Source organism: Pseudonocardia nantongensis (assembly GCF_046546495.1).
Taxonomy (GTDB): domain Bacteria; phylum Actinomycetota; class Actinomycetes; order Mycobacteriales; family Pseudonocardiaceae; genus Pseudonocardia; species Pseudonocardia nantongensis.
Genome location: NZ_JBKGXT010000013.1, coordinates 154255 through 174615 on the forward strand (window position 1 = coordinate 154255; position 20361 = coordinate 174615).

Consider the following 20361-nt stretch of genomic DNA (forward strand, 5'->3'; position numbering starts at 1 on the left):
CGAGGAAGGGACACCGGATGTCGCAGGGCCGCGTCGCAGGAAAGGTCGCCCTGGTCACCGGGGCCGCGCGGGGGATGGGCCGGGCGCACTGCGTCCGGCTGGCCGCCGAGGGCGCCGACGTGATCGCGGTCGACGTCGCGGGGCCGCTGCCGAGCGTGCGCTACGACTCGGCCACCCCGGAGGACCTGGCCGAGACCGTCCGGCTGGTCGAGAAGGAGGGCCGCCGGATCGTGTCGGCCCGGCTCGACGTCCGCGACCTCGACGCGCTGCGTGCCGCGGTGGACGACGCCGTCGAGCAGCTGGGACGGCTCGACGTGGTCGTCGCGAACGCCGGGATCTGCGTGCCCGCCCCCTGGGACGAGGTGTCCCCGGAGGTCTTCGCGGACACGCTGTCGGTGAACGTGACCGGCGTCTGGAACACCGTGATGGCCGGTGCGCCGCACCTGGTCGCGGCGGGCGGCGGCTCGATCGTGCTGGTCAGCTCGGCCGCCGGGCTGAAGGTGCAGCCGTTCATGGTCCCCTACACCACCAGCAAGTGGGCGGTCCGCGGGATGGCCAAGGCGTTCGCGGTCGAGCTCGGGCGCCACCACGTGCGGGTCAACAGCCTGCACCCGACCGGCGTCGATACGCCGATGGGCACCGGGGACATGCAGGCCGCGGTCGGGAAGGCGATCGCCGGCGACCAGCGGCTGGCCCCGATGTTCACCAACCTGATCCCGGTCGAGATCACCCGGCCCGAGGACGTCTCGGACTCCGTGCTGTTCCTGGCCTCCGACGAGTCCCGGTACGTGACCGCGCACGAGCTCGCCCCGGACGCCGGCGTCACGGAGTTCTGAGCGGTCCGCGACGCGTTCCCGGCGGGCACTACGCTGGCCGTCCGGCCGGAGCGGGGAGGTGGACGGGTGTCGGCGGAAGCAGCCGAGTCGGCGGCGTCCGGCGCCGCGCCGCGCCGCGGCCGGCGGCCGATGAGCGAGCGGCGGCGGACCCTGCAGCGGTTGGAGATCTCGCGCGCCGGGATCCGGTTGTTCCGCGAGCACGGGGTCGCCGCGACCAGCGGCGACCAGATCGCCGAGGCGGTCGGGCTGTCCGCGCGGACGTTCTGGCGCTGGTTCCGCACCAAGGAGAGCTGCGTCGAGCCGGTGCTGAGCCTGTCGATCGCCGCCTTCGTCGCCTGCCTGCGCCGCTGGCCGGCGGAGCGGTCGCTGGAGCAGCACCTGGTCGCCGACTACCGCGCCGACGCCGACGCCGAGCCCGGTGACGGCGAGCTGGTGTTCGACGTGGTGCGGATGTCGGCCGGTGAGCCGGCCCTGCGCGCGATCTGGCTGGTGGTGCAGGAGCGGGCCGAGCCGGTGCTCGCCGCGATCGTGGCCGAGCGGCTCGGCCGCGACCCGGACGACGTCGAGGTCCGGGTGCAGGCCGCCGCGCTGAACGCGGCGCTGCGGATCGCCACCGAGGACATCGCCGCCGCCACGGCGGACGGCGACCAGCCCTCGGAGGAGCTGCGGGCGCGGCTGTCGGCCACCGTGCGGGCAGCGACCCGCGGCGTCGTCGCCGGCGACCCGGTGGGCCCGGCGGGTCCCGGCTGACCGGGGGCTCGCCCGGTCAGGCCGCGGTCACGCCCAGCAGGCCACCGTCACCGCTGAGCGCCACGACCACCCCGCCGCCGTCCGCGGCGACCCCGGCGAACGGGGCCGGTCGCCGTGCCAGGCCGCTGCGGCAGTCCGCCGGGACGTGCGGCGGCCGGACGTCGAACGCGAGCCCGGACACCGCGACCGTCGTGCTGCGCCGGACCGGGTCGATCCGCAGCAACCGGCCGGTGCCGGCCTCGGCGCACCAGAGCGCGCCGCCGTGCACGGCCAGCCCCTCCGGGTGCTGCAGGCCGGCGGCGAGCACCGCACCGTCGGCGAGCCGGACCACCCGGCCGCCGCCGGTCGTCGTCGCGTAGCCGGTGCCGTCCGGGTCGCAGGCGACGCCGACCGGCCGGTCCAGCCCATCGGCCCGCACGGTGGTGGTCCCGTCGTCGGCGACGTGCAGCACCTGCCCGGCCGCGGTGTCGGCGACCAGGACGCCGTCGCCGCCGTCGGCGACGCCGGTGGGGGAGCCGAGCCCGGAGGCCAGCGGCGACCAGCGGCCCGGCCCGCCGCGCCACAGACCGCCCGCGTCGGTGGCGAGCACGGTGTTCCCGGCGTGCACGGCGACCCCGCGGACCCCGCCGCGCACCTGGGCGACGACGTCGCCCAGGTACTCGGGTACCCCGCCGTCCGGGACCCGGACCAGTCCGAAGTAGTCGGACGCCAGCACCCCGCCCGCCGCGCACGCGACGCCGAACGGCCCGTTCAGCCCGGGCGGCACGACCTCGCGCAGCGCGCCGCCGGGGGACAGCGCGTGGATCCCGCCGCGGAACGCCCCGGAGATCCAGGCGGTCCCGTCGGCGCCGAACGCGACGTTGTCCGCGCCGCCGATCCCGGTGTCGAACCCGGTGAGCGCGCCGCCGGCGGAGCCGGTCCACAGCGTGCCGCGCTCGCCGTTGGACAGGATCCGCAGCCGCCCGGCCGGGTCGAACCGCACCGCGACCGGCCGGTCCAGCCCGGTGTGCAGGCGTTCCGGGGTGCCGCCGTCGAGAGCGACCCGCCAGACCTCGCCGCCCATCAGGTGCGGGTAGTACAGCAGGCCGTCCGGGCCGACCTCCATCGCGTTGCCCAGGGCCAGGCCGGTGGCCAGCACCCGGTGCGGGCCACCGGCCAGGTCGATCTCCAGCAGCCGGCCGTCCGGGGCCAGCTCGTTGACGAACAGCCGGCCCCGGTGCCAGGCGATCCCGTCCGGTGCGACGATCCCGTCCGCGGCGACCGACAGCGCGCCGTCCGGGGTGCGCCGCCACACCAGCCCGGCAGGCAGGTCCACCACGAACAGCGTGCCGTCGTCGGCGAAGGCGATGTCGTCCGGAGCGGTCAGCGGGCCGTCCGGGCCGAGCACGGTCTCGATCCCGCCGGTGGTCACGTCGAGCGCGCCGACGGTGCCGCCGAGGAACTGGGCGATCCAGAGCCGGCCGTCCGGGCCGAACGCGACGCCGTTCGAGGCCCACAGTGGGTTCGGCCCGGCACACCGCTTCACCTGCAGGCCCGGTGCGGTCCACACCGGACCGGGTGCGCCGCCGGCGAGCGGCCGTGCCGTCACCGGGCCCCCTCGCCGAGCACGTCGGACATGCCGCCGTCCCGCCAGCTGCGCAGTACCTCGTGGAACTCGACCGGCCCGCCGCCGAACTGCTCGTTGCGCTTCCGCGGGCGGCCCTCGAAGTTGTAGTAGCCGGGGGTGCACTCGGCCAGGAAGCCCTGCTGGTCGACGGCGCGCTCGCGGATGGTGGCGACCCAGGCGTCCTCGGACTCCGCGCTCGGCTCGACGACCGACGCCCCGCGCCGGCCGGCCTCGCCGACGACCGCGGCGATGTGCGAGGCCTGCTCCTCCAGCACGTGTGCGAAGTTCACCGACGCCGAGTTCTGCAGCGCGCCGACGTGGAACAGGTTCGGGAAGCCGCGGCTGACCCAGCCGTGCAGGGTGTGCAGCCCGTCGGACCACCGCCGCGCCAGCGGCAGCCCGTCCCGGCCGCGGACGTCCGCGCCGGCGCGGGTGGCCGGGTCGGCGCCGAGCTCGAAGCCGGTGGCGAACACGATCGCGTCCACCGGGTACTCGGTCCCGCCGACCACCAGGGCGTCGGCGGTGATCCGCTCGACGCCCTGCCCTCCGGTGTCGAGCAGGGTCACGTTCTCCCGGTTGAACGCCTGCAGGTAGCGGTCCGAGAACGTCGGCCGCTTGCACATCTGCCGGTACCAGGGCTTCAGTGCCGCGGCGGTCGCCGGGTCCTCGACGACCGCGTCGACCCGGGCCCGGAGCTCGTCCATCTTCTCCGCGTCGGCGATCTCCAGGGCCTCGGCCAGGCTCTCGGTGTCCCGGGTCCGGGCGTAGCGCCGCACGCCGCGGATCGGCGCGGTGTCGGTCCACCTGTCGGCGACACCGTCGTCGTCGCCGAGCAGCGGGGGATGCATGTTCATCCGGTGCAGGAAGTCCTCGCGGCGGCGCCGCTGCCAGCCCGGCTGCAGCGAGGTCCACCACCGCTCGTCGTAGGGCGCGTCGTCGCGGGTGTCCACCGCGGACGGGGTCCGCTGGACGACGTAGAGGTGCTCGGCGCCCTCGGCCAGGTGCGGCACGCACTGGATCGCGGTCGCCCCGGTGCCGATCACCGCGATCCGCTTCCCGCCGATCCGGTCCAGCCCGCCGGTCGCGTCGCCGCCGGTCCAGCCGAAGTCCCAGCGGCTGGTGTGGAACGTGTGGCCGGTGAAGTCCTCGATGCCCGGGATGCCGGGCAGCTTGGGACGGTTGAACGGGCCCGAGGAGACCACCACGTAGCGGGCGGACATGTCGTCGCCGCGGTCCGTGCGCACCCGCCAGTGCCCGGCGTCGTCGTCCCAGGCCAGGGACGTGATCCCGGTGCCGAACAGGGCGTCGCGGTAGAGGTCGAAGCGCTCGGCGATCGCGCGGGCGTGCCCGCGGATCTCCTCGCCCGGCGGGTACTTGCGGCTGGGCATCGTGCCGATCTCCTCGAGCATCGGCAGGTAGATCGACGACTCGATGTCGCAGGCGATGCCCGGGTAGCGGTTCCAGTACCAGGTGCCGCCGACGTCGCCCGCGGTGTCGACGATCCGGATCCGCTCCAGGCCGGCGTCGCGCAGCCGGGCCGCGGCGGTCAGGCCGCCGAACCCGCCCCCGACCACGAGTGCGTCGACGTGGTCGGTCCGGGCGGCCCGTTCGGTCGCGGACGACCAGGGGTCGTCGGCGTAGTAGCCGAACTCGCCGGTGGTGGCCCGGTACTGCGCGGTGCCGTCGGCACGGATCCGGCGGTCCCGCTCGTAGCGGTAACGCTCCCGCAGCCCGTCCATGTCGGACGCCGTCGGGTCGCCGGTGCTGGTGTCGGTCCGGGTGGTGACCTCGCTCGTCACCGGTACTCGTCCTCCATAGGTGGTCGGGGTCGGGGGAGCCGGTTCACCAGGTCACCGGCAGCCGGGCGGGGCCGCGGACCGCGGACGTCGCGCGCCACTCGACGTCGCCGTCCAGGTCCAGCGACGGCAGCCGGGTCACCAGTGTCCGCAGCACCGTCTGCAGTTCCATCCGGGCCAGCGAGGCGCCGAGGCAGTGGTGCGGGCCGTAGCCGAACGCGACGTGCGCTCCCGGGGTGCGGTCGAGCCGGAGCTCCTCCGGGGCGTCGAACACCTCCGGGTCCCGGTTCGCGGCGTTGGTCGACACCAGCACGGCCTCACCGGCACGGACGGTGCCACCGGTCATCTCGACGTCCTCGGTGGCGATCCGCGGCAGCCCGGCCTGGCGGCCGAGCGGGGTGAAGCGCAGCATCTCCTCGACCGCGGCGGGGACGCCCGCGGGGTCGGCGACCAGGGCGTCCCACCGCGCCCGGTCCGCGAGCAGCGTCCAGACCATGTTGCCGGTCATGTTCATGGTCGTCTCGTGCCCGGCCAGCAGGATCGCCGACCCGAGCGAGACCATCTCGCCCTCGGAGAGCCGGTCGCCGTCCTCGTCGCGGGCCGAGACGAGCCCGCCGAGGACGTCGTCGCCCGGGCCGTCCGCGCGCTCCCGGCGCTCGGCGACCAGCGAGGCGATGTAGCCGTGCAGGTCGAGCATGGCCTGCCGGCGCTGCTCGACCGGGATCGCCGAGGTCGACAGCGCCGCGTCGGCGGCGGCCCGGAAGGTGTCCCGGCCGTCCAGGGGCACCCCGAGCAGCTCGCAGATCACGATCACCGGGAACGGCATCGACACCGCCGACACCAGGTCGGCGGGCCCGACCTGCGCGACGAGCTCGTCGATCAGCCCGCTGGCGATCTTCTGGACGTGCGGCCGCATCCGCTCCACCCGCCGGGCGGTGAACGCGGCCATCACCAGCCGGCGCAGGCGGCCGTGCTCGGGCGGGTCCACGTTGATGATCGAGTCGGGCTGGCCGGGACGCTCCGGGAGTGCCCGGGGCACGTCGGCGTCGACGACCGCGGCCCGGCTGAACCGCGGATCCGACATCACGGTGCGGACGTCGTCGTAGCGGGTGACCAGCCAGCCCTCCTGCCCGTACGGCATCCGGACCCGGGTGAGCGGCTCGTCCCGGCGCAGCTCGGCGTAGCCGGGGTCGAAGTCCAGCTCGGCCGCCTCGCCCAGCGGGTAGCTGCGGGCGTAGGGGCAACGTCCGGTCTCGGTGGCGGTCACGGTGGCTCCTCGGGACGATCGATGATCACGTGCCGAAGAAATTGTGGCACACACTGCCAATTAGGCACCCTGAGACGAGGATCTCGTCGCGACCGCTCCGGCGGATCACTAGTGTCGCTGACTGACAGAAAAGCAACGAGTGACAGGGGGTGCGCATGACCGCCGTCGCACCCGCCCGTGGTCGACGCCCGATGACCGACCTGCGACGGACCCGGCTGCGCCTGGAGATGTCCCGCGAGGCGGTCCGGCTGTTCCGCGCACACGGGGTGGCCGGGACCAGCGGCGAGCGGATCGCCGAGGCGGTCGGGCTGTCCGGCCGCACCCTGTGGCGCTACTTCCGGACGAAGGAGAGCTGCGTCGAGCCGGTGCTCGCCCGCAGCCTCGACTCCTTCGTGGAGGTCCTCCGTGCGTGGCCGGCCGACCGGTCGCTCGACGAGCACCTGCTCGACGCGCCGCCGGCGGTGGATCCGGAGGCCGACACGGACGGTGAGCTCGCCCTCGCGGTGATCGGGCTGTCCCGGACCGAGCCGGCGCTGCGCGCGGTCTGGCTCGTCCTGCACGAGCGCGCCGAGGCCACGCTGGCCGACCTGGTCGCCGAGCGCACCGGCCTGCCCGTGAACGACCTGCGCGTGCACGTCCAGGCCGCGGCGCTGGCCGGCGCGCTCCGCATCACCTCCGAGGAGCTCGCCGCCGCGTTCCTCGACGGCCGTACCCCGGCCGACCCGGCGGCCCGGCTGACCGAGGCCGTCCACACCGCCACCCGGGGCCTCGACGACGACGACGCCCGCACCCCCGCAACCGCCCGTACCCCGGCAGGAGAACCGCAGTGACCTCCCCACGCACCGACCCGGTGCCGGCGCCGCGCACCGGACCGCTGATCGCGGTCCTGGTGGGCGCCGCCTTCGTCATGATCCTCAACGAGACGATCCTGAGCATCGCGCTGCGCGACCTGAGCGTCGACCTCGGCGTCCCGACGACCACCGTGCAGTGGTTGACCAGCGGCTTCCTGCTCACCATGGCCGTGGTCATCCCGACCACCGGCTACCTGCTGGACCGTTTCACCCCGCGCCAGGTGTTCCTGACCTCGCTCGGGCTGTTCGCCACCGGCACCCTGATCGGCGGGCTCGCCCCCGGGTTCGGGGTGCTGCTGGCCGGCCGGATCGTGCAGGCCGCGGGCACCGCGATGATGATCCCGCTGCTGATGACGACGATCATGCGCCTGGTGCCCGAGGAGCGGCGCGGCAGCACGATGGGCACGATCACGCTGGTCATCGCCGTCGCGCCGGCCGTCGGGCCGACCATCGGCGGCGCGATCCTGTCCGGCCTGGGCTGGCGGTGGATGTTCTGGCTGGTGCTGCCGCTGGCCGTGGCCGCGCTCGCCGTCGGTGCCCGGTGGCTGCGCCTGGGCGGCGGCGGCCGGGTGGTCCCGCTGGACGTGCCGTCCGTGCTGCTGTCGGCCGTCGGGTTCGGCGGCCTGGTCTACGGGCTGTCCGCGATCGGCGAGTCCGGCGGCGGCGAGCAGCCGGTCCCGCCGTGGCTGCCGCTCGTGGTCGGGGTGCTCGCGCTCGCGGTGTTCGTCGACCGTCAGTTCCGGCTCGCCCGGGACGACCGGGCCCTGCTCGACCTGCGCCCGTTCCGGTCCCGCACGTTCGTCGTCGCCCTGGTGCTGACGGCGCTGGTGCTGCTGTGCCTGATCGGCGTCGCCGCCGTGCTGCTGCCGCTCTACCTGCAGACCGTGCTGGACACCGGCACGCTGGTCAGCGGGCTCGCGGTGCTGCCCGGCGGGCTCATGATGGGCCTGCTCGGCCGCCCGGTCGGCGCGCTGTTCGACCGGGTCGGCGCCCGGCCGCTGGTGATCCCGGGGGCGGTGCTGATGGCCGCGGCGCTGGGCCTGTTCACCACGCTCGGGCCGGCGTCGTCGCTGGTCACGGTGATCGCGATCCACCTCGTGCTGATGGCCGGGCTGTCCCTGATGATGACGCCGCTGATGACAGAGGCGCTCGGCTCGCTGACCGATGAGCTGTACCCGCACGGCAGCGCGATCCTGTCCACCCTGCAGCAGGTCGCCGGGGCGCTGGGCACCGCGCTGTTCGTCACCGTGGCCGCGCTGGGCTCCGCGGGCGCCGCCCCGGACGCGGACGGCCTGCACGCCGCGTTCCTGGTCGCCGCCGGCGTCGGGGTGCTGGCCGTGGTGGTGTCGTTGCTGGTCCGCAGGCGTCCGGCCGCGACCGGACGGCCGGCGGCGGTCGGTGCCGCCGCCGAGGCGGAGTAGCGCGGGCCGCGCCCCGCCTGTGCACGTGACATCGCCGGTGGGCGAGTGACGGTTACATCTGAGATCGACGCCGGCGCCGGGCATCGTCGCACGTCATGATGGTATCGCCTCCCCAAGTTGCCAGCTCGGCCCGGATCGGGTCCGATGGACGGGGCCACGACGGGGAGGCGATCCCATGAGCGACTCCGGCGACACCACGGAGGCCGACACCACGGAGGCACTGCCACGCACCGTCCGCCGCGCGCGGAAGGCGGCTGCCCGGTTCACCACGCCGTTGCTGCCCGACGACTACCTGCTGTTGCTCAACCCGCTGTGGTCGGCGCGTGAGCTCCGCGGCCGGATCGTGTCGGTGCAGCAGGAGACCGCGGACGCGGTGACGCTGGTGATCCGGCCCGGGCTGGGCTGGTCGTTCGCGTACAGCCCCGGGCAGTACGTCGGGATCGGGGTCCAGATCGACGGCCGGTTCCACTGGCGGTCGTACTCGCTGACCTCGGAGCCGAAGCGGGACCGCCGGCACATCTCGGTGACGGTCAAGGCGATGCCGGAGGGGTTCCTGTCCCGGCACCTGGTCGAGGGCGTCGAGCCCGGCACGCTCGTCCGGCTGGCCCTGCCGCGCGGCGAGTTCGTGCTCCCGGACCCGCCGCCGTCGGTCGTCCTGTTCCTGACCGCGGGCAGCGGGATCACCCCGATCATGGCGATGCTGCGGACGCTGGACCGGCGCGACACGGTCCCCGACGTCGTCGTCGTGCACTCCGCCCCGCGCAGCGGTGACGTGATCTTCGGCGACGAGCTGGACCGGTTGGCGGCCCGGCACCCGTCGCTGACGGTGCACCGCCACCTCACCGGCGAGCGCGGGCGGCTGACCCCGGACGACCTCGCCGGGTACTGCCCGGACTGGCGGGAGCGCACCACCTGGGCGTGCGGGCCGGCCGCGATGCTCGACGAGGTCGAGGACCTGTGGGAGCGGGCCGGGGTCGCCGACCGGCTGCGCGTCGAGCGGTTCTCGGCGTCGCTGCGGGGCGGTGCTGCCGAGGGCGGCACCGTCACCTTCGCCCGGTCCGGGGCCGAAGTGGCCGCGGACGGCGCCACCACCCTGCTGGACGCCGGCGAGGAGGCCGGCCTGTCGCTGCCCTACGGCTGCCGGATGGGCATCTGCCACACCTGCATGGTCGGCCTGCGTTCGGGCGCCGTGCGCGACCTGCGTGACGGCACCGAGCACCGCGCCGACCCGGACACCCCCGCCGAGCAGGTTCAGACCTGCATCACCGCCGCGGCCGGCGACTGCGAGCTCGACATCTGAACCGAACCCGACCCTGGAGGCACCCGATGGCCATTTCCGACGTTCGTGAGTTCGCCCATCTCACCGAGGCCGACGTCGACGCGATCGGACGCGAGCTGGACGCGATCCGCGCTGACGTCGAGGACCGCCGCGGGCAGGTCGACGCCGACTACATCCGCTCGCTGATCACCTGGCAGCGCCGGCTGAACGTGGCCGCCCGGGTGACCCTGTTCGGCAGCCGGATCCCGCCGATCTGGGCGGCAGGGACCGCGATGCTCGCGGTCGCCAAGATCCTGGAGAACATGGAGATCGGGCACAACGTCATGCACGGCCAGTGGGACTGGATGAACGATCCGGAGATCCACTCGGCGACGTGGGAGTGGGACAACGTGTGCCCGGCCGACCAGTGGCAGCACTCGCACAACTACCTGCACCACACGTACACGAACGTGATCGGCAGGGACAAGGACGTCGGCTACGAGATCCTCCGGGTCCGGGCCGACCAGCCCTGGCATCCGGTCTACCTGGGGCAGCCGGTCTGGAACGTGGCGCTGATGCTGCTGTTCGAGCACGGCGTCTCGCTGCACGACCTGGACGTCGACGGCCTGCTCAAGCTGCACGTGGAGGACCCGGCGGAGTTCCGGCGCAAGCTCGCCGAGGTCGGCCGCAAGCACGCGAGGCAGATGCGCAAGGACTACCTGCTGTTCCCGGCGCTGACCGGCCCGGCGTTCGTCTCCACGCTGACCGCGAACGCCGTGGCCAACGTGATCCGGAACGTCTGGTCGTACGCGATCATCTTCTGCGGGCACTTCCCGGACGGCGCCGAGGTGTTCACCGAGGACGAGCTCGACGGCGAGACCCGCGGGGAGTGGTACCTGCGCCAGCTGCTCGGCTCGGCGAACTTCGGCGGCAACCGGCTGATGCACGTGATGTCCGGCAGCCTCGGCTACCAGATCGAGCACCACCTGTTCCCGGACCTGCCCTCGAACCGGTACCCGGAGATCGCGGTGAAGGTGCGGGCGCTGTGCGAGAAGTACGACCTGCCCTACACCACCGGGCCGTTCCCGCGGCAGATCTGGCAGGCGACCCGCTCGATCTGGCGGCTGTCGCTGCCGGCCCGGTCGATCCGGGCCCGCGAGCACGAGCGGGAGCGGCGGGGCCTGCTGCGCCGGCGGCGCCGGGCGGCCGCGGCCTGACATGCCCGCGCCGCGGAGAGGATCCGGTCCGGATGGAACCGCGGGGCCTTCCTGAGCGACAGTGGGGGCATGGAGTGTCAGCAGTGCCGGGAGGCGGTGTCCGCGCACCTCGACGGCGAGCGCGCCGACGCCCCGCGGGAGGGGGTCGAGTACCACCTCGCCCGGTGCCTGCCGTGCCACGCGTTCGCCGCGTCCGCCGAGCGGATCGGCCGGCTGGTCCGGGTCCGCGCGGCCGAGCCGGTCCCGGACCTCGCCGGTGCCGTGCTCGCCACCCTCGGCCTCGCCGAGCCGGCGGCCGAGGCCGAGCCCCCGGACCCGGTGCGTCCGGACCCGGTGCGTCCGGGCCTGGTCAGCGTCGGGGGCTGCTGCGGGCCGGGTGACGGCGCGCCGGTGACCGTGCCCGTCGTCGTGTCCGCGTCCGCCGGCGTGTCCGGGGCCGGCAGCTGTGGCTGCGCGGCCACGTGTGGCTGTGGCTGCCAGCAGGGCGCGCCCTGCCGGTGCGGTCAGCAGGTTGCCTGAGAGCAGAGGAGTGCCGTCCGTGACCAGTACCGCCCCGCCCGACGAGGGTTCCCGGGCCCGCGAACTCCTCGCGGCCGAGCGCAAGGCGGTCACGCTGTTCGACGAGACCGCCCGGCGCGGCCTGATCGTCCCCGGCGAGACCGAACGCGTGGTCAGCGACCGGATCCGTGATCTCGGCGCCGAGCTGTTCGGCACCGACCGGCACTGGCACAAGCGGGTCGTGCGGTCCGGGGAGAACACCCTGGCGCCGTACGCCGCGAACCCGCCGGACCGGGTGATCGGTGCCGACGACGTCGTCTTCGTCGACCTGGGGCCGATCTTCGCCGAGTGGGAGGCCGACGTCGGCCGGACGTTCGTGCTCGGCGACGACCCGGTCAAGGCGCGGCTGTGCGACGACCTGCCGCGGATCTGGGAGGCCGGTCGCGCGCACTTCGAGGCGCACCCGCAGATCAGCGGGGCCGAGCTGTACGCCCACGTCGTCGGGCTGGCCGAGGCGGCGGGCTGGGAGCTCGGCGGCCCGCACAGCGGGCACCTGGTCGGGGAGTTCCCGCACGAGTTCGTCGACGGGGAGCGGGTCGAGAGCTACATCGCGCCGGGCAGCGATCACCCGATGCGCCGGCTGGACCCGTCGGGGCGACGTTGCCATTGGATCCTCGAGGTGCACCTGGTCGACCGGGAGCGGCGGATCGGCGGGTTCTTCGAGCAGCTGTTGACCCTGCGCCCCTGACCGGTCGCCGGGTGCGCGACCATGTCCGGAACCGAGCAGCCGGCCCGGGGAGGCGGGGATGAGCGAACGGCGCACGCCGGAGGCCTCGTCCGAACTGCGTGCCGAGCTGTCCCGGATCGCGTGGCGGGTGGACCGGTGGATCGACCTGGGCCCGGCCGCGGTCGTCGCGGGCGGTGCGACGGCCGCCGCCGCCGCGGCCCTGCTGATGCCCTGGACCGACGGGGCGGCGGGTTGGCGGGTGCTGGCCGGCTACGTCGTCGCCGGGCCGCTGCCGTGGTTGTTCGCGCTGGTCACCGGCCTCGGTGTGGTCGTGTCCGGGCTCGCGCTGGTGGTCCGGTTCTGGCCGCTGGCCTGGGCGGCGGGCGCGCTGTGCGGCATCGCCACGATCGCCGGGCTGTGGGCGATCTGGTCGCGGCGCTCCGGTCTGCCCGTCGACGACGTCGGTCCCGGTCTGGTGATCGACGTCCTGGCGGTCCTGGTGCTCGCCGTGACCTGGTGCCGGATCGCCCTGCACACACCGGACTGAGCGGGTCCTCAGCTCCGGGTCCAGCGCCCGAGCACCATGAGCGTGCGGGTGCCGGTCACGGTCCCGGTGCGCCGCAGCCGGTCGACCACCTCCTGCAGGTGGTCGAGGTCGCGGACCCGCACCTGCACCAGGGCGTCGAGGTCGCCGGCGACGGTGTAGACGGCCTGCACCTCCGGCTGCCGGGACGCGGTCTCCACGATCTCGGTGACGTTCGTCGAGCCCGCGTAGCGGACCTCGCTGAACGCCTCGACGCCCCAGCCGAGCCGCGCGTGGTCCACCTGCACGGTGAACCCGGTGATCACGCCGGCCTCGCGCAGCCGGTCGACCCGGCGCTTCACCGCCGCGGTGGACAGCCCGACGGTTCCGGCCATGTCGGCGAAGGTCCGCCGACCGTCCACGCCCAGCAGGCGCAGCAGGGCGTGGTCGATGTCGTCGACGTCCACGGCGGCGGGCAATGAGGGCCTCCTCGCGCAACGAACTCATGCCAGAGCGTCATTAGAGCACGATCTGTTGCGTCTTTGAGGGAAAGTGTCCGAGGTTCGTTGTGTCGGTGGGGTGGGTCACGGTCTCCTGGTGTCGACCGCCCGACGCCGTCGTCCCGCGAGGAGCCCGCGATGACCGGTTCGACCACTGCCGTCTCCCTCGACGACAAGTACCTCGCCGTCCGCGGCCGCGCGCCGATGACCGGCATCCAGGCACTGGTGCGCCTCACCCTGCAACAGGCTCGCCTGGACGCCGCCCGCGGCCTGGACACCGCGTCGTTCGTGTCCGGCTACCAGGGCTCGCCGCTCGGCGGTCTCGACTCCGAGCTCGGCCGGGCACGGACCAGTCTCGACGACGCCCGCGTCGTGTTCCGGCCCGGCCTGAACGAGGAGCTGGCCGCCACCGCCGTCGCCGGGACCCAGCTGCTCGACGCCGTTCCCGGGCGCCGGCACGACGGCGTCGTCGGGTACTGGTACGGCAAGAACCCCGGCCTGGATCGGGCCGCGGACGCCATCCGGCACGGCAACCTGGCCGGCACCGCGCGGCTCGGCGGCGCGGTCGCGGTGATCGGCGACGACCCGTCCTGCAAGTCCTCCACCGTGCCCAGCTCGTGCGAGCCGATCGCGCAGAGTCTCTGCCTGCCGCTGCTCGCACCCGGCTCGGTGTCCGAGGTCGTCGAGTTCGGACTGCACGCCGTCGCGCTGTCCCGTGCCACCGGGCTGTGGACCGGCCTGAAGATCATCGCCGACGTCGCCGACGCGTCGTCCACCGTGGACCTCGGTGCGCTGGACCCGGAGCTGCTCGGCATCCCGCACCCACCGACGACCGACCGTGCGCAGGCGGGCGCCCTGGTCGGCCCGGCCGCGGTCGACGCCGAGCACGACCAGCTCACCCGCCGGCTCGACCTGGCCCGCCAGTACGCGCGCGAGACCGGGCTCAACCGGGTCACCTTCGACTCCCGGCACCCCCGGCTCGGGATCCTGGCGTCCGGCACCGGTTACGCGACCGTGCTGCGCGCGCTGGACGACCTCGGGCTCGGTGAGGGCGAGCTGGACGCCCTCGGCGTGCGGCTGATCCGGCTCGCGATGCCGTTCCCGATCGACCGCGACGCCCTCGCCGGGCTCACCGAGGGCCTGGCCGAGGTGCTCGTCGTCGAGGACAAGGTGCCGTTCCTGGAGGGGCACCTGCGGGACGCGCTCTACGGTCGCGCGCACCAGCCGCTGATCACCGGCCGGCGCGACGACCGGGGCCGCCCCCTGCTCACCGCCCGCGGCCAGCTGACCGGTGAGGACGTCGCCCGCGCGATCACCGCCCGGCTCACCGCCGGCGGCGCGGAGCTGCCCGAGCCCGCGGTGGCGCACCTGGAGGTGCTGGCCCCGCCGCGGCCGTCCCGGATCCCGCTGGGCATCACGAAGGCCGACGAGCTCGGCAGCCGGACGCCGTACTTCTGCTCCGGCTGCCCGCACAACACCTCCACCCGGACCGGCGACGACACGCTGGTCGGCGTCGGGATCGGCTGCCACGCGATGATCGCCCTCGACGGCGACCGGCGCGGCCGCCAGATCGGCCTGACCCAGATGGGCGGCGAGGGCGCGCAGTGGTTCGGCCTCGCCCATTTCACCGACGACCGCACCCTGGTCCAGAACCTGGGTGACGGCACCTTCCACCACTCCGGCTCGCTGGCGATCCGGGCCGCCGTCGCGGCCGGGGTCACGATGACCTACAAGCTGCTCTACAACGACGCCGTCGCCATGACCGGCGGGCAGCGCGCCGAGGGCCGGATGGGCGTCCCGGAGATCACCCGCTCGCTGGCGCTGGAGGGCGTGCGGCGGATCGTGGTCACCACCGACTCGGTGCGCGACTACCGCGGCGTCGTCCTTGACCCGATCGCGTCCGTCCGGCACCGCGACGACCTGCCCGCCGTCGAATCCGAGCTGTCCGGTGTGGACGGCGTGACGGTGCTGATCCACGACGACCGGTGCGCCGCGGAGGAGCGCCGCCTGCGCAAGCGCGGGAAGCTCCCGACCCCCGCCGAGAAGGTCGTGATCAACGAGCGGGTGTGCGAGGGCTGCGGCGACTGCGGCGACAAGTCGACCTGCCTGTCGGTGCTGCCGGTGGAGACCGAGTTCGGCCGCAAGACCGCCATCCACCAGCCGTCCTGCAACTCCGACCTCTCGTGCCTGAAGGGCGACTGCCCGTCGTTCCTGATGGTCGAGCCCGGTACCCGGGAGCGCCGCGACATCCCGGCGCTCCCGGTGTCGCTGACCGAGCCGGAGCCGCGCACCGGCGGCGACACGACCCTGATCCGGATGCCCGGCATCGGCGGCACCGGAGTGGTCACCGCGTCGGCGATCCTGCAGATGGCCGCGCACCTCGACGGCCTGTTCGCCGCGGGACTGGAGCAGGTCGGGCTCGCGCAGAAGGGCGGCCCGGTCGTCTCCGACGTCCGGATCTCCAAGCAGCCGGCCACGGGCATCCTGCGCGCCTCGACCGGCACCGCGGACGTCCTGATCGGGATGGACCTGGTCGGCGCGGCGAGCCCGGCGAACCTGGCCGTGGCCCGCCCCGGGCACACCGTCGCGGTGCTCAACACCTCGCTGGTCCCGACCGCGGCGATGGTCACCGGCCGGGTCGTGCTGCCCGGCTCCACCGAGGACGCGCAGGTGCGGATCGGTGCCGCTACCCGGGACCCGCTGCACGTCGACGCCCAGCGGATCGCCGAGGCGCTGTTCGACGACCATCTCCCGGCCAACGTGCTGCTGCTCGGCGCCGCCTACCAGCACGGGGTGCTGCCGGTGTCGGCCGAGGCGCTCGAGCAGGCGATCCGGCTGAACGGGGCCGCGGTGGAGCGGACCCTGACCGCGTTCCGCTGGGGGCGCGCCGCGGCGATCGACCACGACGCCGTGCTGCGCGCCGTCGTCGCGCCGGAGCCGGCGCCGGTCGCGGTGGACGCTGCGGCGGCGTCGCTGGCCCGGTCGGTCGCCGTCGGCGACACCGAGCTGGAGGACCTGCTCGCGACCCGGATCGCCGATCTCACCGGCTACCAGGACGCGGGCTACGCGCGGCGCTACGCCGAGGAGGTCCGCCGGGTCGCGGCGATCGCCACCGTCCGCGCCGGGCAGGACGCCGGGGCCCGGATCGGGGCCGCCTACGCCCGGGGCCTGCACGCGCTGATGGCCTACAAGGACGAGTACGAGGTGGCCCGGCTGCACCTGGACCCGGTCGAGGTCGCGAAGCGGGAGGCCGAGTACGGCGCCGACGCCCGGGTGTCGGTGCTGTTGCACCCGCCCGTGCTGCGCGCGCTCGGGATGCACCGCAAGATCAAGCTCGACGGCCGGGTCGCCGGTCCGGCGTTCCGCGCGCTGCGGGCCGCGCGGCGGCTGCGCGGCACGGCGCTGGACGTGTTCGGCTACGCCGGAGTGCGCAGGCTGGAGCGGGACCTGGTGGGGGAGTACCAGGCCCTGGTGCGGACCGCGCTGGATCACCTCGACGCCGGGACCGCGGACGACGTCGTCGCGGTCGCCGGGACCGCGGCGCTGGTGACCGGCTACGAGGACGTGAAGCTCGCCGGCGTCGAGCGGTTCCGGGACGAGGCGGCCACCCGCCTCGAGGCCCTGCGCGGCTGACCGGCCGGGCCTACTTCAGTAGCTTCTGCACCTCGCGGAACCGCGGGTGGGTGGCGTCGCCCAGCCACTCGAACAGCACCATCTCCGAGGTCACGATCGCGGCGCCGGCCGCGCGGGCCCGCTCCAGCGCGGCGGCCCGGTCCTGCGGGTCACGGGAACCGACGGCGTCGGCGACGACCAGCACCCGGTGCCCGTCGGCGGCGAGGGTCAGGACGGTCTGCAGCACGCACACGTGCGCCTCCGCCCCGGCCACCACGATCTCCGAGCGGCCGGGCGGCACCAGCCCGCTCCCGTCGGCGGCGAAGCGGCTCTTCGGCGAGACCAGGTGCGGGTAGCCGGCGAGCCGCTCGACGGTCGGCCCGAGCTTCTCCGGAACCTGCTCGGTGGCCAGCACCGGCACCCCGAGCAGGGTCGCCGCCTCGGCCAGCCGGACGGACCGGGCGATCACCTTCTCCCCGTCGGCGATGGCGGGCATCAGGCGCTGCTGCAGATCGACCAGGAGCAGGGCGGCGTGGGCGGCGGTCATCAGCACGCCGGTGACGGTAACCCCGCCGCCCTGCCCCCGGGGCCGCGATCAGCCCTCGCAGGCGACGCCGTCGTCGTCGCGGTCGAGCTTGGCCGCGTACCCCGGCTGGCCGCGGTACAGCGGAGCCGCGCCGGCGGCGCGGGCCGCGGAGCAGTTCTTGTAGTACGCCCCACCCGACGACGCCGGCGGCGCCTGCACGGCCTGGCGCGGTGCCGTGGTCCGGGGTGCCGTGGTCCGGGGTTCCTCGGTCCGCGGGGCCGCCTGCGGCGCCTTCTGCCGGGTCGCCGGGGTCGGCTCGGACGTCGTGGAGGCGCCGCAGCCGCGGGCGCCGGCGTCGAGCGCGGTCAGCCCGGCCAGGTAGGACGCCGCGGCGTTGTTCCCGCCCCGGTAGACGCCGGTGTGGTCGCCCGGGACCATCAGCCGGCCGAGGTCACCGGCCGACGTCCCGACGTAGCGGACCTCGCGGCCGTAGCGGTCGAGGTCGACGCCGGGCTCGCGGGTCAGCGTGACGGTCGCGCCGGACAGCACCCGGCGGGCGGCCGCGGTGGCCTGCTGTCCACCCACCGTCGCGGCCTCGCAGGAGTCGATGCCGATCACCCGGATCCGGCGGTCGCCGACCCGGAAGGTGTCGCCGTCGGTCACTGAGGTCACCGTGACGACCTCCGGACCGATCCCGTACCGGGCGTTCCCCCGCTCCGCCGGTGCACCGGTGCTGCCGGCGGACGTCCCCGCCGCCCCGGCGGGTGCCACCACGGCCGGCGCGGCCGACACCGCCGCGGCATTCACCGCCGCGTCCGCCTCCGGGCCCCCCGCGGGGCCGGCGCAGCCACAGGTCAGGGCGGCGGCGAACAGGGCGGTGCCGAACAGACCGGCCTTGGACACGGGTTCCTCCGATGGAGCCTGGATTGCGACGTCCGGCGGGTTGCAGGACTCGTCTGAGTTCATCGGGGGCGGGAGGGGCCCGTTAGCGGTGCGGGCACGGCGATCACCAGAACTGATGATCACCGGGGTGCCGTACCCTCGACGCGTGGCGGAGCAGCTGATGCCGGCGGCGTTCCTCGGGCACGGCAACCCGATGAACGCGCTCGCGACCAACCGGTACACCAGCGCGTGGAAGGCGTTCGGCGAGGCGGTCCCCCGGCCGCGGGCGATCCTGGTGATCTCCGCGCACTGGTACGTCAACGCGACCGCGGTGACGGCGATGCCGCGACCCCGCACCATCCACGACTTCTTCGGGTTCCCGCGGGAGCTGTTCGAGGTCCAGTACCCGGCACCCGGCCTGCCCGAGCTGTACGACGAGGTCTCCGAGATCGCCAAGCCCACCTGGATCGGGGCGGACGCCGACAGCTGGGGCATCGACCACGGCACCTGGTCGGTGCTGGTGCACGCGTTCCCGGACGCCTCGATCCCGGTCGTCCAGCTCTCGATCAACGCCGAGAAGCCGCTGGACTACCACCTGGACCTCGGCGCTCGGCTCGCCCGGCTGCGCGAGACCGGGGTGCTGGTCGTGGCCAGCGGCAACGTCGTGCACAACCTGCGCGGGGTCGACTTCTCCCAGCCCGACCTCGGCTTCGACTGGGCGCAGCGGTTCGACGAGTCCGCGAAGGAGCTGATGCTCGAGCGCCCGGCCGAGTTCGCGACGCTCGACGCGCACCGGGACTACCGGCTCGCCGTCCCGACCGCGGACCACTTCATCCCGGCCCTCTACCTGGCGGGGCTCGCCTCGGCCGATCGTGGCGAGCGCCCGGAGGTGCTCGTCGACGGGTACGCGTACGGCTCGTTGTCGATGACGGCCTACACCGTGGGACTGCAGTGCCCGCCGGGCCACGACGCCGCTGCCGGTGCGCCTGCCGCGGTGCCGCAGGGACCGCCGCCCGAGTCGTCGGGCATCTGACGGGCCCGGGGCGGCCTCAGCCGCCCTTCGATGCCGCGATCACCCGGTCCAGCACCGCGCGGAGGTCCTCCAACTCGTCCAGCCCCATCCCGAGGCGTTCGACGATCGCCGGCGGGATCTGCTCGGCGCGGGCGCGCAGCGCCCGGCCCTCGGCGGTGAGCGTGACCGCGAGGCTGCGCTCGTTGCCGGGCACCCGCCGCCGGTCCACCAGGCCGGCCGACTCCAGCCGCTTGAGCAGCGGCGACAGCGTCCCCGGGTCGAGCGCCAGCGCCTCGGCCAGCTCGCCCACCGAGCGCGGGGAGCGCTCCCACAACGCCAGCAGCACCAGGTACTGGGGATGGGTGAGCCCCATCGGTTCCAGCAGCGGCCGGTACAGCGCGATCACGTTCCGGGCCGCGACGGCGAGCCCGAAGCACACCTGACGGTCCAGCCGCAGTAGATCCTGCTCACCCCGGGATGCGTCCTCCACGTGCACGATCGTACACTCTTGGTACACCAACACTTGGGGAGCCAACTGTGGAGACGCCGATCCGGCCGAACCTGCTGCGCTGGCTGCTGTATGCCTACGGCGCCGCGCTCCCGGCCCGGCACCGGACCTGGGTGCGCCACGACGTCACCGCGCCCACCTGGCAGCTGCGCCACCTGGTCCGGACGACGGTGCAGTTGTTGCCGATCGGCGTCGCGCTGTTCCTGCTCATCCCCGGCCCGGTCTACGTCCGCGGGCTGTCCGTGCTGGCCGGGGCGATCCTCGGCTACTTCTACTCGGTGTCCTACATGTACGAGTCGGCCGAGCACCGGATCGCCAAGGCGGGGTACCCGGTCGGGCACGCCGCCGCCGTTCGCGCCGAGGCACACGTGGACGAGCGGGCGGCGGCCAGGGAGCGCTACGAACGCCGCTGGCGCGGCCCGTGAGTGGTTATCGCGGTCAGAGCCGCGTGTCTGTGCTCAGGACATCCGAGACAGTTGATGTCTCACCACATCGCGGACACTGATCAAGCCCAGCGGGGTGGGCGGGCCGGTCGGATCCGGTCAGCCTGCCCCGTGTGGGCAGAACAGGG

At 74.4% G+C, this 20361-nt stretch carries 19 protein-coding genes; 12 read left to right on the forward strand and 7 right to left on the reverse strand.

Translation table 11 applies throughout. The features are described from left to right. The first annotated feature begins 17 nt into the window (after positions 1-17). Entirely contained in the window at positions 18-836 is an 819-nt protein-coding gene (locus tag ACLFMI_RS15980) for a mycofactocin-coupled SDR family oxidoreductase (protein WP_410948649.1), read from the forward strand. Between the two features lie 66 nt (positions 837-902). Continuing rightward, positions 903-1586, forward strand: a complete 684-nt coding sequence (locus tag ACLFMI_RS15985) for a TetR family transcriptional regulator (RefSeq protein WP_410948650.1) — start codon at positions 903-905, stop codon at positions 1584-1586. 16 nt (positions 1587-1602) lie between these two features. On the opposite strand, the gene ACLFMI_RS15990 is transcribed toward ACLFMI_RS15985, so the two are convergent. The 3 genes from ACLFMI_RS15990 to ACLFMI_RS16000 are packed head-to-tail and all read right to left on the reverse strand — an operon-like array spanning position 1603 to position 6255. Continuing rightward, complete coding sequence (locus ACLFMI_RS15990) at positions 1603-3174, reverse strand: NHL repeat-containing protein (RefSeq protein ID WP_410948651.1); 1572 nt, start codon at positions 3172-3174, stop codon at positions 1603-1605. After that, the gene (locus tag ACLFMI_RS15995) at positions 3171-4991 is read right to left on the reverse strand and encodes a flavin-containing monooxygenase (RefSeq protein WP_410948652.1); all 1821 of its coding nucleotides are present in this window, start codon (positions 4989-4991) and stop codon (positions 3171-3173) included. The genes ACLFMI_RS15990 and ACLFMI_RS15995 overlap by 4 nt, the downstream gene beginning before the upstream one ends. Positions 4992-5034: 43 nt before the next feature. Then, complete coding sequence (locus ACLFMI_RS16000) at positions 5035-6255, reverse strand: cytochrome P450 (protein WP_410948653.1); 1221 nt, start codon at positions 6253-6255, stop codon at positions 5035-5037. A 191-nt stretch (positions 6256-6446) separates the two neighbouring features. Between ACLFMI_RS16000 and ACLFMI_RS16005 the strand changes: the two genes are divergently transcribed. The 7 genes from ACLFMI_RS16005 to ACLFMI_RS16035 all read left to right on the forward strand — a co-directional run bounded on the left by ACLFMI_RS16005 (position 6447) and on the right by ACLFMI_RS16035 (position 12774). After that, entirely contained in the window at positions 6447-7085 is a 639-nt protein-coding gene (locus ACLFMI_RS16005) for a TetR/AcrR family transcriptional regulator (RefSeq protein ID WP_410948654.1), read from the forward strand. Continuing rightward, a complete protein-coding gene (locus ACLFMI_RS16010) occupies positions 7082-8527 on the forward strand; it encodes an MDR family MFS transporter (RefSeq protein WP_410948655.1) in 1446 nt (481 codons plus the stop codon). Before ACLFMI_RS16005 ends, ACLFMI_RS16010 begins: the two co-directional genes overlap by 4 nt. Positions 8528-8702: 175 nt before the next feature. Further along, a complete protein-coding gene (locus ACLFMI_RS16015; RefSeq protein ID WP_410948656.1) occupies positions 8703-9827 on the forward strand; it encodes a ferredoxin reductase in 1125 nt (374 codons plus the stop codon). Positions 9828-9853: 26 nt separating this feature from the next. Next, complete coding sequence (locus ACLFMI_RS16020) at positions 9854-11002, forward strand: fatty acid desaturase family protein (protein WP_410948657.1); 1149 nt, start codon at positions 9854-9856, stop codon at positions 11000-11002. 69 nt (positions 11003-11071) lie between these two features. After that, positions 11072-11521, forward strand: a complete 450-nt coding sequence (locus tag ACLFMI_RS16025) for a zf-HC2 domain-containing protein (protein ID WP_410948658.1) — start codon at positions 11072-11074, stop codon at positions 11519-11521. Between the two features lie 19 nt (positions 11522-11540). Further along, positions 11541-12248 (forward strand): M24 family metallopeptidase, encoded by a 708-nt coding sequence (locus ACLFMI_RS16030; protein WP_410948659.1) that lies wholly within the window; start codon positions 11541-11543, stop codon positions 12246-12248. Between the two features lie 58 nt (positions 12249-12306). After that, positions 12307-12774, forward strand: a complete 468-nt coding sequence (locus ACLFMI_RS16035; protein WP_410948660.1) for an Rv2732c family membrane protein — start codon at positions 12307-12309, stop codon at positions 12772-12774. An 8-nt stretch (positions 12775-12782) separates the two neighbouring features. Here ACLFMI_RS16035 and ACLFMI_RS16040 read toward each other — a convergent pair whose 3' ends face one another. Then, entirely contained in the window at positions 12783-13229 is a 447-nt protein-coding gene (locus ACLFMI_RS16040) for an Lrp/AsnC family transcriptional regulator (protein WP_410948661.1), read from the reverse strand. Positions 13230-13388: 159 nt separating this feature from the next. Here ACLFMI_RS16040 and ACLFMI_RS16045 point away from each other — a divergent pair, with 159 nt between their 5' ends. Beyond that, positions 13389-16883, forward strand: a complete 3495-nt coding sequence (locus tag ACLFMI_RS16045; protein WP_410948662.1) for an indolepyruvate ferredoxin oxidoreductase family protein — start codon at positions 13389-13391, stop codon at positions 16881-16883. Positions 16884-16893: 10 nt separating this feature from the next. On the opposite strand, the gene ACLFMI_RS16050 is transcribed toward ACLFMI_RS16045, so the two are convergent. Next, positions 16894-17409, reverse strand: a complete 516-nt coding sequence (locus tag ACLFMI_RS16050; protein WP_410948673.1) for an isochorismatase family protein — start codon at positions 17407-17409, stop codon at positions 16894-16896. A 48-nt stretch (positions 17410-17457) separates the two neighbouring features. Continuing rightward, positions 17458-18291 carry an excalibur calcium-binding domain-containing protein gene (locus ACLFMI_RS16055; protein ID WP_410948663.1) on the reverse strand — a complete coding sequence of 278 codons (834 nt, stop codon included), beginning with the start codon at positions 18289-18291 and terminating at the stop codon, positions 17458-17460. Positions 18292-18436: 145 nt separating this feature from the next. Here ACLFMI_RS16055 and ygiD point away from each other — a divergent pair, with 145 nt between their 5' ends. After that, the gene (ygiD, locus tag ACLFMI_RS16060; protein WP_410948664.1) at positions 18437-19303 is read left to right on the forward strand and encodes a 4,5-DOPA-extradiol-dioxygenase; all 867 of its coding nucleotides are present in this window, start codon (positions 18437-18439) and stop codon (positions 19301-19303) included. A 16-nt stretch (positions 19304-19319) separates the two neighbouring features. Here ygiD and ACLFMI_RS16065 read toward each other — a convergent pair whose 3' ends face one another. Next, positions 19320-19772 (reverse strand): MarR family winged helix-turn-helix transcriptional regulator, encoded by a 453-nt coding sequence (locus ACLFMI_RS16065; RefSeq protein WP_410948665.1) that lies wholly within the window; start codon positions 19770-19772, stop codon positions 19320-19322. 47 nt (positions 19773-19819) lie between these two features. Here ACLFMI_RS16065 and ACLFMI_RS16070 point away from each other — a divergent pair, with 47 nt between their 5' ends. Further along, positions 19820-20215, forward strand: a complete 396-nt coding sequence (locus ACLFMI_RS16070) for a DUF5313 family protein (RefSeq protein WP_410948666.1) — start codon at positions 19820-19822, stop codon at positions 20213-20215. Positions 20216-20361: the final 146 nt, after the last annotated feature.

Excerpts from the sequence above, each read along its gene's own strand:
- ACLFMI_RS15980 (WP_410948649.1), top strand. The coding sequence starts at position 18 with ATGTCGCAGGGCCGCGTCGCAGGAAAGGTCGCCCTGGTCACCGGGGCC.
- ACLFMI_RS16005 (WP_410948654.1), top strand. The coding sequence starts at position 6,447 with ATGACCGACCTGCGACGGACCCGGCTGCGCCTGGAGATGTCCCGCGAG.
- ACLFMI_RS16015 (WP_410948656.1), top strand. The coding sequence starts at position 8,703 with ATGAGCGACTCCGGCGACACCACGGAGGCCGACACCACGGAGGCACTG.
- ACLFMI_RS16020 (WP_410948657.1), top strand. The coding sequence starts at position 9,854 with ATGGCCATTTCCGACGTTCGTGAGTTCGCCCATCTCACCGAGGCCGAC.
- ACLFMI_RS16025 (WP_410948658.1), top strand. The coding sequence starts at position 11,072 with ATGGAGTGTCAGCAGTGCCGGGAGGCGGTGTCCGCGCACCTCGACGGC.
- ACLFMI_RS16035 (WP_410948660.1), top strand. The coding sequence starts at position 12,307 with ATGAGCGAACGGCGCACGCCGGAGGCCTCGTCCGAACTGCGTGCCGAG.
- ACLFMI_RS16045 (WP_410948662.1), top strand. The coding sequence starts at position 13,389 with ATGACCGGTTCGACCACTGCCGTCTCCCTCGACGACAAGTACCTCGCC.
- ACLFMI_RS16050 (WP_410948673.1), bottom strand. The coding sequence starts at position 17,409 with ATGACCGCCGCCCACGCCGCCCTGCTCCTGGTCGATCTGCAGCAGCGC.